This is a genomic window from Pseudoalteromonas sp. SR41-1 (assembly GCF_014164015.1).
GTDB lineage: Bacteria > Pseudomonadota > Gammaproteobacteria > Enterobacterales > Alteromonadaceae > Pseudoalteromonas > Pseudoalteromonas distincta.
In genome coordinates this window covers 42,591-56,111 of the sequence record NZ_JACJEK010000022.1, presented here as the reverse complement: position 1 = coordinate 56,111, position 13,521 = coordinate 42,591, and the positions used below count along the sequence as shown (strand labels likewise).

The window sequence follows — 13,521 nt, the reverse complement described above, 5'->3', positions numbered from 1 at the left end:
GTATGCATGATTAAAGTATTAATAATTGACGACTCCCCTTTAATTAGGCGTTTACTCACTGAAATATTACAACAAGCTAAAGACATTACAGTAGTGGGGAGTGCTGAGGATCCCTACGAAGCTCGCGAAATGATAAAAAAACTCAGTCCTGATGTATTAACGCTCGACGTAGAAATGCCAAAAATGGATGGTATTAGTTTTTTAAAAAACTTAATGCGATTAAGACCAATGCCAGTAGTGATGATTTCAACACTAACACAAAAAGGCTCTCCTATCACACTAGAAGCGCTCGAATTAGGGGCTGTTGATTTTATAGCTAAGCCTACTAATAACGTAAGAGAGCAATTGAGCCAATATGCATCACTTGTCCAACAAAAGGTGCGAATAGCTGCTGGAGCAAGAGTAAGAAGCTATAAAAAAACGGTCGTCACAAATGAGCCTATTAATACTCATTCTCAGTTTTTACTTAATAAAGTAATAGCGATAGGTGCTTCAACGGGGGGGACTGAGGCTATAAAAGAAGTGCTTATTAAAATGCCACAAAATTGCCCGCCAATTGTAATTACTCAGCATATTCCTCCTGTGTTTAGCGCTTCATTTGCTGAGCGAATGAATCGTACATGCACGATAAATGTGAAAGAAGCTGAACATGGCGATAAGCTTAGCGCAGGCTGGGCTTATATAGCACCGGGTGGGTTTCATTTAAGTATTAAAAAACGAGGTGTTAGCTTGTATTGCCAGCTTGATGATGGCGAGCCGGTGAACAGACATAAACCTGCGGTAGATGTGTTGTTTAACTCATTAGTTGAAACTGGGGCTAAAAACGTAGTTGCAGCCATACTAACAGGAATGGGGAGTGATGGCGCAAAAGGTTTACTTGCACTAAAACAAAACGGAGCACATACCTTGGCTCAAGATGAGTATTCGTCTGTGGTATGGGGTATGCCTAAAGCAGCTGCTGAGCTAAATGCAGCTGACGAGATAGTTGCGCTGGATAAAATAACCCAGCGTCTTTTACATCAGGCCGTTAAGGTTTAGATGCTTCAATTACCCAAGGCTGCGAAAACCAAAAGTAATCACCAGGGCTTGAAATAGAAGGGGCCGTGCAATTAAAACGAGAACGCCCTTTATTAAGCACCTTTGGTGAGGTGATTTCGACAGTATTTTTAGTTATCCATTTTAAATCTGCTTGGCCTACGCTTGATACATAACAGGCAAATTGGCTCTTATGAAAATCACCCATCTTAAATTCCATTGTGAGCGTGGGTGGATTTTGCTGTGTAACGCTATCTTGATAAGTTAAATTGGTGATATTAAACGCGCGTGAGTTGAGCTTAGTAATAAGGGTTTCTAGCTTGCTGTAAAAGCCTGATGCAGGAAAACGCGGCAAGCGGCTAAAATTAGAATCTTTATTTACAGCGCCTGAGTGCTGGCCAATACCCACAAAACCAAGCTCTGTCACGAGTGCTTGCAGCTCGTTATTAAACTCACCATACGGGTATGCTAAGTATTTATAGTCGTGGCCTATTTCTTCTTTTATGCGCTTTTGAGAGTTAAGAATATCTTGCTTAATACGTGATTGCCATTGTGCATCGGTTTCGTTTTCAAGCTTAAGGTGTAAGTAATCATGTTGTCCGCTATGATTGGCTATTAATGCCCCTTTTTTAGATAATTCTTTGAGCTTATCCCACCCCATTACGTAACTCATACCTTCGTCTATTAATTTAGGATTTACAAAGATAGTGTATGGGTAGCCAAACTTTTCTAAAATAGGTGCGGCTTGTTCATAGTTATTGTTATAGCCATCATCAAAGGTGATGGCGAGAGTTTTATCAGGTAAAGTTTCACCTTGTTGAAGCGCGCTAATTAACTCATTAAGAGGAATAACGTTAAAGTTGTGCTCTTTTAAATAGCTTAAGTGCTCCGTAAATGTATTGGCGCTAACGCTCGTGACAGCGGGTAGGGTTTCACTAACATGATGATACTGTAAAATAATGGCTGCTTGAGCCCGTACAGATACACTAATGAGGATAAATAACACTAAATGAAACAATTTCTTATACATAATAAGGCACACCATAAAAGCTTGCTGTTGTTAGCGGGTCCGATGATACTATCAAATATCACAGTGCCGTTGTTAGGAATTGTTGATACTGCTGTAATTGGGCACTTAGGAAGCGCTCATTACTTAGCTGGAATTGCCCTTGGCTCTGCAGTTATATCTATTTTATTTTGGCTTGCTGGTTTTTTAAGAATGAGCACCACGGGACTCGTGGCACAAGCATACGGAAAAAACGATTTAACCCAACTTGCCGCTTTACTTAAACGAAGCCTATTGCTTGCAAGCGCAGTGGCCGTGCTATTAATTGTGTTATCCCCATTAATAAAGCACGCTATTGCTTACCTCTCCGCAGCCAATGGCGACGTACTTAACCAAGCTTATCAGTATTTTAGCATTCGTATTTTTAGTGCTCCAGCAGCATTATGTAATTTAGTGTTACTGGGTTGGATGCTTGGTGTGCATTATGGTCGAGGTCCATTTTATTTATTACTCGTCACTAATATCGTTAATATAGTGCTCGATATTTATTTTGTTGTTTATTTAGATTGGGCAGTTGCAGGCGCTGCATGGGCGTCACTTATTGCTGACTATACAGCACTAGTATTTGCACTGTTTTTAGTGGCTAAACTAGCTAAAAAACAAGACATTGATCTAAATGTACCGAATTGGTTGAGTATTAGCAAAATGGCTGAATTATTGAGTTTGAATAGAGATATATTTATTCGCTCTTTAATACTGCAATTATGCTTTAGTTTTATGACATTTTACGCGGCGCGTATAGGCGAAACTACATTAGCTGCTAATGCTGTCTTACTTAATTTTTTAATGTTGGTGAGCTTTGCTCTTGATGGCGTTGCTTACGCCTCTGAGGCAAAAGTAGGGCAAGCGAAAGGCCAAGGAAGTGTTAAAAACATAGAGCTGTGGGTTAAAATAAGCGTATTTTGGGGTATGCTTTTTGGTGTGTTATATAGCCTATTTTTTGCATTATTTGGCAACACCATAATCAAGCTTTTAACCAATGTGCCAGAGGTTATTCAAGAGGCAACGCATTATTTACCATGGATAGTAGTATTACCAATTTTGGCCATGAGTTGCTTTTTGTTTGATGGTGTTTTTGTAGGGCTTACGCGAGCAAAGAACATGCGTAACAGTATGATACTTTCAGCTGGAGTTGGCTTTTTTGGTGTGTTTTGGGTGTTTATAGACTTGCAAAATAACGGGTTATGGCTGGCTATGAGCTGTTTTATGTTAATGCGCGGGGTTACATTAATAATTAAATATCACCACTTAAAAATAAATAATCAGCTATTAGATTAAATAAATGGTTTATTTCCAGAGATCGGGGTCATGGTGTTTAGGGCCCATATCTTTTAAAACTTGTGAAAAACGATTGGCAAAAATACCGCAGTAGCCCCAACCGGCAAAAAATAATGCGGGGAGTAAAATTATAACGCCAATTATTTGTAAGCTGTAGTGGGTGTAATACCCAATAGATATGAATATCACGGCTAGCACAAACAGTGCTAAGCCGCGAAAAAAGCGCTTTAAGCTCAGCTTAGGATTGCTCCCTAAGCGATAGATAAGCTGCTTTAGCATTTACAAGGCCTAATAGTAAGAGTGATCGCCCGCTTCGTGTTCTGTTATATCAGCAACACCGGTGATTTCTTCAAACTTAGCTATCATTTCTTTTTCAATGCCTTCTTTTAGTGTTACATCGATCATAGAACAACCATTACAACCACCACCAAACTGAAGTATAGCTATACCTGCAGCTGTAATCTCAACAAGGCTTACTTGACCACCGTGGTTAGCAAGTTGTGGATTTACTTCGGTTTCTAGCATGTGCTGTACACGTTCGTTTAACGATGCATCGTCACCTATTTTACGCGCCTTTGCATTTGGTGCTTTTAGCGTTAACTGAGTACCCATTTTGTCGGTAACAAAATCGATTTCAGCTTCTTCTAAAAATGGAGCACTTTCTGCATCTACAACGGCATCAAAACCGTTAAAGTTTAGGCGAATATCGCTCGCTTCTACAGCGTCTTCTGGACAATAAGACACACCACATTCCGCTTGTGATGAACCAGGGTTTACAACAAACACACGAATATTGGTTTGTTGTGATTGATCTGCTAATAGTTTAGCAAAATGCGCTTGCGCTGTTTCGGAAATAGAAATCATAAAACCATCTATACTTGACTAAATTACTCGGATACTGCGTATCATACTCCGCTCATCGTGTTGCGGCTAGTGTTGAGCGTAAAAAGTTGGCATCTATTTTAAGCAATGGTAGCGTGCAAACAACGAACATTTTTTGAGTGATTTATATGCGTTTGGTATTAACATTAATGGTGGTGTTGCTTAGCTTTTCAAGTGTAGCTAAGCCACTTTCGTATTATTTTGAAGAAGATGTAAAATTTGACCCTTCAATTCCTACTCCTGAGCAAGTACTCGGTTACGAAGTAGGAGAGTGGCACGTGAGACACGATCAGCTCGTACGTTATATGGAAATACTTGCTGATAAAAGCGACCGTATAAATTTTGAAGTGATTGGCCGCACACATGAACAACGCCCCCTTGTCATGCTAACAATTACAGCAGCTGATAAGTTATCAAGCATAGAGCAGACACGCCAAGCTCACTTAGCACGCTTAAGTAACGATGGATCAGATGCTAATTCTACAAAACAGCCTGCCGTTGTATGGATGGGATACAGTGTGCATGGTAATGAGTCATCAGGTAGTAACTCATCTTTGCTGGTGGCGTATTACTTAGCTGCTGCACAAGGCGCTGAAATAGATGAGTTATTAAATAACACGGTTATTTTACTCGACCCTTCGCTTAATCCTGACGGACTTGCTCGTTTTGCTAATTGGGCCAACAGTAACCGAGGTATGAACTTATCAAGCGACCCTAAAACTCGTGAACATGTTGAAAACTGGCCAAGCAGTCGTACCAATCATTACTGGTTTGATTTAAATCGTGACTGGTTATTACTACAACATCCTGAATCGCGCGCGCGTATTGCTAAATTTCATCAGTGGAAACCAAATGTCTTAACCGATTTTCATGAAATGGGACCAAACAGCAGTTACTTTTTTCAGCCAGGTATCCCTAGTCGTAAACACCCAATAACACCGGATGAAAATGTAACGTTAACTAAAGCGATTGCTAACTATCACGCAAAAACGTTAGATGAAAACAACGCACTGTACTTTACTGAAGAAAGCTTTGACGACTTCTATTACGGTAAAGGTTCAACCTATCCCGATGTAAATGGTGGCATAGGCATTTTATTTGAGCAAGCAAGTTCTCGCGGGCATATCCAAGACACTATAAATGGACCTTTGAGCTTTCCCTTTACTATTAAAAATCAACTATTAACGAGTTTATCTACCTTTAAAGCCGCTGTTGATAACCGCCAAGCATTACTTGATTACCAAGCTAAGTTTTATAATCAAGCTACTGATTTAGCCAGTGATGAAAGTTTTGAAGGTTATGTTATTGAGGGCGCGGATGACAACACTCGTATTAAAGATTTTTTAGGGTTGTTGAAACAGCATCAAATAGATGCTTTTTCGCTTACTAAATCACTCAAGGCAAATGGCAACAACTATACAACCAATAGCTACTTTGTGCCCTTAGCCCAGCCACAGTACCGCCTAATAAAAGCTATTTTTAGCGAGCAAAAAAACTTTGCTGATAACACCTTTTATGACGTATCTGGCTGGACTTTAGCGCATGCGTTTAACTTACCTTTTGCAAAAGTGAAAAGCAGTTGGGGTTTAGAGGTTGCAAGTACACCGTGGCAAAAAGCGGTAAAACCTTCTTTTGCTTCACTTGAGCAAGGCTATGCGTTTGGCTTTTCGTGGGATGATTACCTAGCACCTAAAATGCTAAACAGCCTGTTAAAGCAAGGTATTAAAGCGCGTGTAGCGCTAAGCCCATTAACAGCCAAATCAAACTCAAGTGAAGTAAGCTTTGATGCTGGTAGTATTATTGTGCCAGCAGGCTTACAAACGAATAATGATTGGGTTGGAATATTAAATAAAGCACAAAGCGAGTTTGGAATTGCAATCAAGCCTATTAACTCAGGGCTTACAAGCAAAGGAGCCGATTTAGGGTCTCGTACAATGGCGGTTGTTAGCGAGCCAAAAGTATTATTGGTAGGTGGTAAAGGCGTAAGCCAGTACGAAGCTGGGGAAGTATGGTATTACCTCGATCGCTTTGTAGGTGTTGCGCCAACAATTGTTGAAATGGAGCGTTTAAACTCTATTGAACTCAGTAATTACAGCCATATAGTACTTGCTCATGGTAACTACAACAGCTTATCTGATACCGACAAAGTGGCTATAAAAAGCTGGATAAGAAAAGGCGGCGTTATTTGGGGTCACAAAGGCGGCGCTAAATTTTTAGCTGATCAGCAATTACTCAAAGCAAGCTATCTATCACGCCAAGATGTAGCGAGTGCATTTAAAACGACAGGTTTAAGTTATGGCGATAAGGACCATTTAGCAGGACGTCAACGCATTGCAGGAGCTATTTTTAATACTAATGTAGATTTAACTCACCCACTTACATTTTCACTTAAACGCAATACATTGCCCGTATTCAAAAACAGTACTTGGTTGCTAGAAGCTTCCGATGCACCGTTTGTAAATGTACTTACCTATACTAAAAAGCCATTGTTAGCGGGTTTTACCGATGCTGTTAATGTTGAGCAAGTTGCTGGTGGTGCTGGCTTAATTGCGCACTCATATGGACGAGGTACAGTAATAGGCATGACCGACGATCCTGTATTTAGGGGTTACTGGTATGGGACTAGTCGACTACTAAGCAATGCGTTATTTTTTGGTCATACGTTTCGTGCAAATGGCGAATAATACCAATTAGCTTAATTAAGTAATCTATTTTGAGGATGGAAAAACGTGTTGATAGCTAGGCAAAAAATTCGCTAATTAGTTGTTCTCGGCAATTGCTCTACCTTCTGCATCCATGCAGTCGTAAATGAGAATTTTTTAACACAGGTAGCAACACGCTTAGCCCGCAAAATGATTAAGTATTATTGCGGATTGGTTTAATACTTTTTAATAATTAAATAGGCGTTAAGCAAGTTGTAAAAGCCCACACTTGTTTAGCGCCTGCTTGTTTTAGTGCACTAGTAGCTGCGTTTAATGTTGCCCCTGTCGTCATCACATCATCAACAATAGCGACTGTTTTACCGGCCATATCCTGTGTACAAATAAAGGCATTTTTTAAGTTTCTTATACGCTTTGCTTTGGATAGCTCCGACTGAGCTTGTGTTTTTTTATCGCGAATAAGAACATTACTTAGTGGGGCGTAATTAGCTAAACAGGGTTGCCAAACTTGGCTTACCTGATTAAATCCACGAGTAATAAAGCGGCTTTTATGAAGAGGTAAAATAATAAAGGTATCTGGCAAGTTAGGGCTTTGCTCAAAAAACTGCGTTAACTGTTTTTGTATAATTTGCTGCAATGCCTTTTTATAATGAATTTGATTATTAAATTTTAGCCTTTTAAGCCAATGCTCAAAGGGAGGCTGATAAAAAGCGCATGCAAATAATTTATCAAACTCGCAATTAGGAAACATCTCAATAATATCAGGTCGATGCAATAAACTCGTATGCTTACTAAAATCAAACAATGGTAAATCTTCAAGGCAATAATCACATAGCCCTAAAGAGGTCGCAATCGAGTTTTGACACTGCACGCAATAAGAGGGAAATAACCAATTTAAAACGGCTTGTTTCACAGACTCGCTCCTTGCATTGCAATCGCCTTTTTAAACGTTATGATGAGCTTAAGTTTGGTAAAGGTTAGGCAAATATGCAAAATGAGTTAGTGTTATTACATGGTTGGGGAATGAATCAGGGCGTATGGCAGTTAGTACAGCCAGAACTTGAGTTTTTATATTCAGGAAATGTACGTAGCCTTGACCTACCTGGGTTTGGTAATAGCCATGTTTGCCCAAGCCCTTATACTTTGCATGATGCAGCAGAAATTTTAAGTAAGCAATTAAAGCCAAAGAGCATTTTAATGGGGTGGTCGTTAGGTGGATTATTTGCACTTTATATTGCTAAACATTGGCCTGAAAAAGTATCTAAAGTTATTTTAATAGCATCGACTCCTTTTTTTGCTGAGGCAGATAACTGGCCTGGAATAAAAGCGAATGTATTGGCGCAGTTTAAAGAGCAGTTAGTTAATCATCGAGAAAAAACAATAGAGCGCTTCTTAGCTATTCAAGCAATGGGTAGCGAGTCGGCGCGTGATGATATAAAGCAGCTTAAACAATTGCTAAATCAGTACCGCGCACCCCAAAGCGATGCCCTGAGTGCTGGTTTAGATATTTTACAAAACGACGATTTACGTGACTTATTTACTCATTGCCCAGTCCCTATTAGAGGAGTATTTGGCCGGCTTGATGCTTTAGTACCTTATAAAGCAATTAGCAAAATGTCAGCACTAAATACTGAGTTTGAATATGAAGTACTAGATAAAGCATCTCATGCACCATTTATTTCTCATAAAAGTGAGTTTTTATCTGTCGTTAAATCAATGCTTTAAAATAGAGCTAAGAATAGCGCTGTTTAAAGCTTTATTTTGAGCAGAACCTGAGCGATAATTAAACAATGTTTATTTGGTGGAGGTTTTAATATGCCAATCGGATCAGTATTTAATAGTGGTATAGAAGGGTTTAACCGAGCTAGCCAAGGTATTGAAAAAGCCAGTGCTGAGATTAACCGTGCCAGTATAGAACAACAAGATGACGCGCAATTAGCGCAGCAACGTCAGCTTACGGCAGCACGCCCTGAAGAAGCGATTACTGCACCAGTAGCACAACCAGCTCGTGTTGATGAAGCGCTTGTTAACTTAAAAGTTGAAGAGTTTAATGCCAAGGCAAATACGCAATCAATTCAAACGGCCGATGATGTACTTGGCACGTTAATCGATATTAAAGTTTAGTATTATGAATATTGTCACGCCATTTCCGTCTATCAATATAAACACCGCAAATGTTTATACGGAAACCGCACGGCGTGACAACCAACTACGCGAAGTTATTCCGGCTCCCGCATCTAGTAGCGCAAGCAACACAGAAACCAAAGCGCAAAGTGATGCTGAAAAAGCAAAATTGCCAGGTAGTAGCGATGGTGCGACGTATAGCGCAACGGGAAAAATAGCAGACGAAAAGTCAGTTCAGCAGCGCGATGGAAACTCAGAAAACCCTGAGGGCACTGAGCAAGAAAGTGAAGCAATTGAGAAAAAAGAATCTGAGCAAGAAGAGCTGCAATTAGAACAAGAACAACAACAAATTACAGAACTAAAAGCACGGGATACTGAAGTACGAATACACGAACAAGCACACGCTTCTGTAGGCGGGCAATATGCTGGCTCGCCAAGCTATGAATACCAACGTGGCCCAGATGGTACTAACTACGCAGTTGGCGGAGAAGTACAAATAGATGTATCAGAAATTCCGGGTGACCCGCAAGCGACTATAGACAAAATGCAAACGGTACGCGCTGCCGCATTAGCGCCTGCAGAGCCTTCAGGAGCTGATCGCTCTATTGCTGCAGATGCTACGCAAAAGCTAGCAGCGGCTCAAGCTGAGCTTGCACAACCTGAAAAAGAAGACGACGAAGACGCAAAAAGTAAACTTGAAGCGTCATTCTCTAGCGATGAAAGCAGCGATACAAAAACAGCTAAAAGTGACGAGCAAACACGTGATGCCGATGTTGAAGCACGGGCGGGGCGTATTGCTAACTTTTATCAAATGGCTACATCGCCAGCGAGCCAAAGTAGTTTTTCAGCGTTAAGTTAATAATTTAGCAAAACATAACCACAAAAAAACCGCTTACGCGGTTTTTTTCGTTTTAGCTTAGTTGTACAAGTATTATTTTTTTACTTTAGCATTAGCGAACGCATCGGCAAATGCATTGCCCATTAACGCATTACCGTTGTCACGTTTAGGCTTTGCAGCGCGAGGTTGCGAATTATTAGCACGTGCTTGTGGCTTTTGCGTAGCTGGAGCTGCTGACTTATTACTTGTGTCAATATCGTCATCTAAGCGCATAGTAAAGCTTATGCGTTTACGTGCAGCGTCTACTTCAACAACTTTAACCTTTACAATATCACCAGCTTTAACAACTTCACGCGGATCTGATATAAATTTATTCGTGATTGCTGAAATATGCACTAAACCATCTTGGTGAACACCTACATCAACAAACGCACCAAAATTAGCAACGTTTGAAACCACGCCTTCTAAAATCATACCTGGTTTTAGGTCACTAATTTTTTCAACACCGGCTTTAAACTCAGCTGTTTTAAATTCAGGTCTAGGATCTCGACCAGGTTTATCAAGCTCAGTAATAATGTCGGTAACGGTTGGTAAGCCAAACTTTTCGTCAGTGTAATCGTTAGCAGCAAGTTTAGTTAAAAAGTCGCTGTTACCAATTAGGTTACTGACATCTAAGCTATTGCGTTCACAAATGCGTTTAACAACAGGATAAGCTTCAGGGTGTACTGATGAGTTATCTAGTGGATCGCTACCATTGTTAATACGTAAAAAACCAGCCGCTTGTTCAAATGCTTTTGGCCCTAAACGCTCAACCTTTTTAAGCTCACTACGTTTAGTAAATGTGCCGTTAGCATCGCGATAATTAACGATATTTTGCGCTAATGTTTTGTTTAAGCCAGATACGCGTGTAAGTAAGGGTACCGAGGCCATGTTTAAATCTACGCCTACTGAGTTTACACAGTCTTCAACTACTGAAGTAAGGCTCTGGCCTAATTGGCTTTGCGATACATCATGTTGGTATTGGCCAACACCAATTGATTTTGGCTCAATTTTAACAAGTTCAGCAAGAGGATCTTGAAGGCGGCGTGCAATAGAGACAGCCCCTCGTATAGAAACATCTAAATCTGGAAATTCATTAGCTGCAAATTCAGAAGCTGAGTAAACCGATGCACCTGCTTCGCTAACCATAATTTTACTAAGTTTAAGTTCGCTGTTTGCTTTGATAAGCTCTGCAACCAACTTATCTGATTCGCGTGATGCAGTACCATTACCAATCGCAATTAGCTCAACTTTATGCTGACGGCAAAGTTGCTCTAACGTACGCACTGATTTATCCCAATGATTTTGTGGTGCATGAGGGAAAATAGTTTGTGTAGCTAGTAATTTACCTGTGCTATCAACAACGGCAATCTTACAGCCAGTACGAAGGCCTGGATCAAGACCTAAAGTAGTACGAGGGCCTGCAGGTGCAGCCATTAATAAATCTTTTAAGTTTTTAGCAAATACATCTATTGCACCGGCTTCAGCTTTTTCGCGCATTGCTGCAAAAAACTCATTCTCTAGGTGTAACCCTAGCTTAACTTTCCACGCCCATTGAACAACGTTTAATAACCAAGGACTTGCCGCTTTATATTTAATATCTAAACGGTAATGCTCAGCAATCATGTTTGCACATAATTGTGCTGAATTTTCTGCACTAGGCTCTGGGTTTATATTTAACTGAAGTACACCTTCATTTCGAGCTCTAAGCATTGCAAGCGCACGGTGAGAAGGTACTTTTTTAAGAAGTTCTTGATGCTCAAAGTAATCACGGTATTTTGCACCGGCTTGCTCTTGGCCTTTAATCACAGTACTTTCAATTGCGCCATTTTGGCTAATGTGGCTTCTAAATTTAGCAAGTAATTTTGCGTCTTCAGCAAAGCGTTCCATTAAGATGAATTTAGCGCCTTCAAGTACTGCTTTTGTATCTGCAAAACCTTTTTCAGCACTTACAAACTGTTCCGCTTGTTGCTCTGGGTCAAGGTTAGCATCTTTAAATAGTGCATCTGCAAGAGGCTCTAAACCAGCTTCAATTGCTATTTGGCCTTTAGTGCGGCGCTTAGCTTTATATGGTAGGTATAAATCTTCAAGTTCTGTTTTACTTTGTGCATTAGTTATATCGGCACTTAGCTCTGGCGTTAGTTTATTTTGCGATTCGATTGTCGATAAAATAAAACTACGGCGCTCTTCTAGTTCACGTAAATACGATAAACGCTGCTCTAAAAGGCGTAATTGGGTGTCGTCTAGGCCGCCTGTAACTTCTTTTCTGTAGCGGGCAATAAAAGGAACAGTTGCGCCTTCATCAAGTAACTTTGTTGCAGCAACAACCTGTTGCTGCTGTGCGTTTAACTCACCGGCTAAACGTGCAGAGATATCGCTCATGCAAAAACCTTTTTATACAATAAAATAAGACCAGAAGCGTGTTACTGGCGCTGTTAATTGCTTGAATAATATCACAGGAGGTAGTAATGAAAAGCTCTTAAAGCAAGCTATTTTACTTGCTTTAAGATGGTTGGGTCGGGAGCAAATCAATTCAACTAAAAGAGCGCCCTAGTGAGGGTGCTCAATGTTTTCTAATACCTCACTGAAAGAGTGAGCAATAGGTGAGATATGTACAGGAATATGTAATGTTTTAGCTATTTGGCGAGCTGAAATTAAACCACAAATTTCGTTACTCGCTGTTGTAACTAATAAAAACATTGTGCCCTGATGCTCCATCGTTTGCAGCGCATCACCAATGCATGCGTAGCTTAAGCTTTGCATACTTACACCTGTAAGGCGGTTAACTGGTGTCATGATGTCACGTAAGCTTACTTCGCTTCGTTGCATATTTAAGCGCTCTGCAATAATAGTAATTTTAGAGCTTTGTAAATCGGCGCTAGAAACTAGGCCAATTAATTTTTGGTGTTCGTCTGTTACTAAAACAAAGTCAGATTGTTGTGCACTTACTTGTTTAAGTGCATCTGTAATCGTTGTTCCATGCTCTGCACGAATAGGTGTTTTTTGAGTAAAGTTATTCACCATTTTTAGCGCTGGAGAAGATAAATCGATTAATGGTTGATCATCTGCAAATGTGCTAGCAATAACGCCATGAGAAATATTTTGGGTACGTAATTCTTTAAAGTTAGACATAGTAATCACCTTAGTAGTTATAAAATTTAATTAAGTTGTAAAATAATGAATTAAATTAAATAGCTAGGTGGTCCGCGTTGGTATGCAGTGCTAAAAGGTCTGTTTAGATTAGTGCTCTTATAAAAAGAATCTACGACATTAGGAAGTGGTTGAGGCGACCTAAAGGTAATAGTGTTAACGTGAGAGTCCACGTCAAAATCGAGGTTTGCTTGGTCAGGAATATCACAAGTAATAAAGTGATTAGATAGTTTAGCGTTATCAAGGTTTACGTCAGTGTTGCTGGCATGCAGCGTCAAACTTACACTCATTAAAAGTGCAAACAATACGGCATTACTAAATATGCGCTGTACTATGTTTGACATAATCACGACCTTAATTAACTGCTTTCAAATTAAACAAATCAACTTGAATAATTCAGTTATAGCTTATTGCTTTAATTTACACAATCAAAAGTTAACATGATCTGA

Annotated in this window: 13 protein-coding genes; 6 read left to right on the top strand and 7 right to left on the bottom strand. The window is 39.9% G+C overall.

The features are described from left to right. The first annotated feature begins 6 nt into the window (after positions 1–6). Positions 7–1,038 carry a chemotaxis response regulator protein-glutamate methylesterase gene (locus H5118_RS17395; RefSeq protein WP_024596107.1) on the top strand — a complete coding sequence of 344 codons (1,032 nt, stop codon included), beginning with the start codon at positions 7–9 and terminating at the stop codon, positions 1,036–1,038. On the opposite strand, the gene H5118_RS17390 is transcribed toward H5118_RS17395, so the two are convergent. Next, positions 1,028–2,065 carry a polysaccharide deacetylase family protein gene (locus H5118_RS17390; protein ID WP_165724171.1) on the bottom strand — a complete coding sequence of 346 codons (1,038 nt, stop codon included), beginning with the start codon at positions 2,063–2,065 and terminating at the stop codon, positions 1,028–1,030. The genes H5118_RS17395 and H5118_RS17390 overlap by 11 nt on opposite strands. Before the next feature lie 42 nt (positions 2,066–2,107). Between H5118_RS17390 and H5118_RS17385 the strand changes: the two genes are divergently transcribed. Then, positions 2,108–3,379 (top strand): MATE family efflux transporter, encoded by a 1,272-nt coding sequence (locus tag H5118_RS17385; protein WP_138489783.1) that lies wholly within the window; start codon positions 2,108–2,110, stop codon positions 3,377–3,379. A gap of 9 nt (positions 3,380–3,388) precedes the next feature. Here H5118_RS17385 and H5118_RS17380 read toward each other — a convergent pair whose 3' ends face one another. Further along, the gene (locus H5118_RS17380; RefSeq protein ID WP_002959572.1) at positions 3,389–3,658 is read right to left on the bottom strand and encodes a hypothetical protein; all 270 of its coding nucleotides are present in this window, start codon (positions 3,656–3,658) and stop codon (positions 3,389–3,391) included. A 9-nt stretch (positions 3,659–3,667) separates the two neighbouring features. Further along, positions 3,668–4,243: a Fe-S biogenesis protein NfuA gene (gene nfuA, locus H5118_RS17375; RefSeq protein ID WP_002959571.1), complete on the bottom strand. Its 576-nt coding sequence runs from the start codon at positions 4,241–4,243 to the stop codon at positions 3,668–3,670. A gap of 146 nt (positions 4,244–4,389) precedes the next feature. On the opposite strand from nfuA, the gene H5118_RS17370 reads away from it, so the two are divergent. Further along, positions 4,390–6,945, top strand: coding sequence for a M14 family zinc carboxypeptidase (locus H5118_RS17370; RefSeq protein WP_182749578.1), 2,556 nt, complete (start codon positions 4,390–4,392; stop codon positions 6,943–6,945). Positions 6,946–7,156: 211 nt separating this feature from the next. Here H5118_RS17370 and H5118_RS17365 read toward each other — a convergent pair whose 3' ends face one another. Next, entirely contained in the window at positions 7,157–7,834 is a 678-nt protein-coding gene (locus tag H5118_RS17365) for a ComF family protein (RefSeq protein ID WP_182694083.1), read from the bottom strand. A 74-nt stretch (positions 7,835–7,908) separates the two neighbouring features. Between H5118_RS17365 and bioH the strand changes: the two genes are divergently transcribed. The 3 genes from bioH (at position 7,909) to H5118_RS17350 (ending at position 9,904) form a co-directional block, all read left to right on the top strand. Further along, complete coding sequence (gene bioH / locus H5118_RS17360; RefSeq protein WP_182749577.1) at positions 7,909–8,646, top strand: pimeloyl-ACP methyl ester esterase BioH; 738 nt, start codon at positions 7,909–7,911, stop codon at positions 8,644–8,646. 90 nt (positions 8,647–8,736) lie between these two features. Further along, on the top strand, positions 8,737–9,045 hold the full coding sequence (locus tag H5118_RS17355) for a hypothetical protein (protein WP_002959563.1): 309 nt from the start codon (positions 8,737–8,739) through the stop codon (positions 9,043–9,045). Between the two features lie 4 nt (positions 9,046–9,049). Further along, positions 9,050–9,904, top strand: coding sequence for a putative metalloprotease CJM1_0395 family protein (locus H5118_RS17350; RefSeq protein ID WP_182737890.1), 855 nt, complete (start codon positions 9,050–9,052; stop codon positions 9,902–9,904). A gap of 72 nt (positions 9,905–9,976) precedes the next feature. On the opposite strand, the gene H5118_RS17345 is transcribed toward H5118_RS17350, so the two are convergent. The 3 genes from H5118_RS17345 to H5118_RS17335 all read right to left on the bottom strand — a co-directional run bounded on the left by H5118_RS17345 (position 9,977) and on the right by H5118_RS17335 (position 13,416). After that, complete coding sequence (locus H5118_RS17345) at positions 9,977–12,304, bottom strand: Tex family protein (protein ID WP_182725074.1); 2,328 nt, start codon at positions 12,302–12,304, stop codon at positions 9,977–9,979. A gap of 168 nt (positions 12,305–12,472) precedes the next feature. Next, complete coding sequence (locus H5118_RS17340) at positions 12,473–13,054, bottom strand: CBS domain-containing protein (protein WP_039489108.1); 582 nt, start codon at positions 13,052–13,054, stop codon at positions 12,473–12,475. 50 nt (positions 13,055–13,104) lie between these two features. Further along, on the bottom strand, positions 13,105–13,416 hold the full coding sequence (locus H5118_RS17335; RefSeq protein WP_033020846.1) for a hypothetical protein: 312 nt from the start codon (positions 13,414–13,416) through the stop codon (positions 13,105–13,107). Between the last annotated feature and the right edge of the window lie 105 nt (positions 13,417–13,521).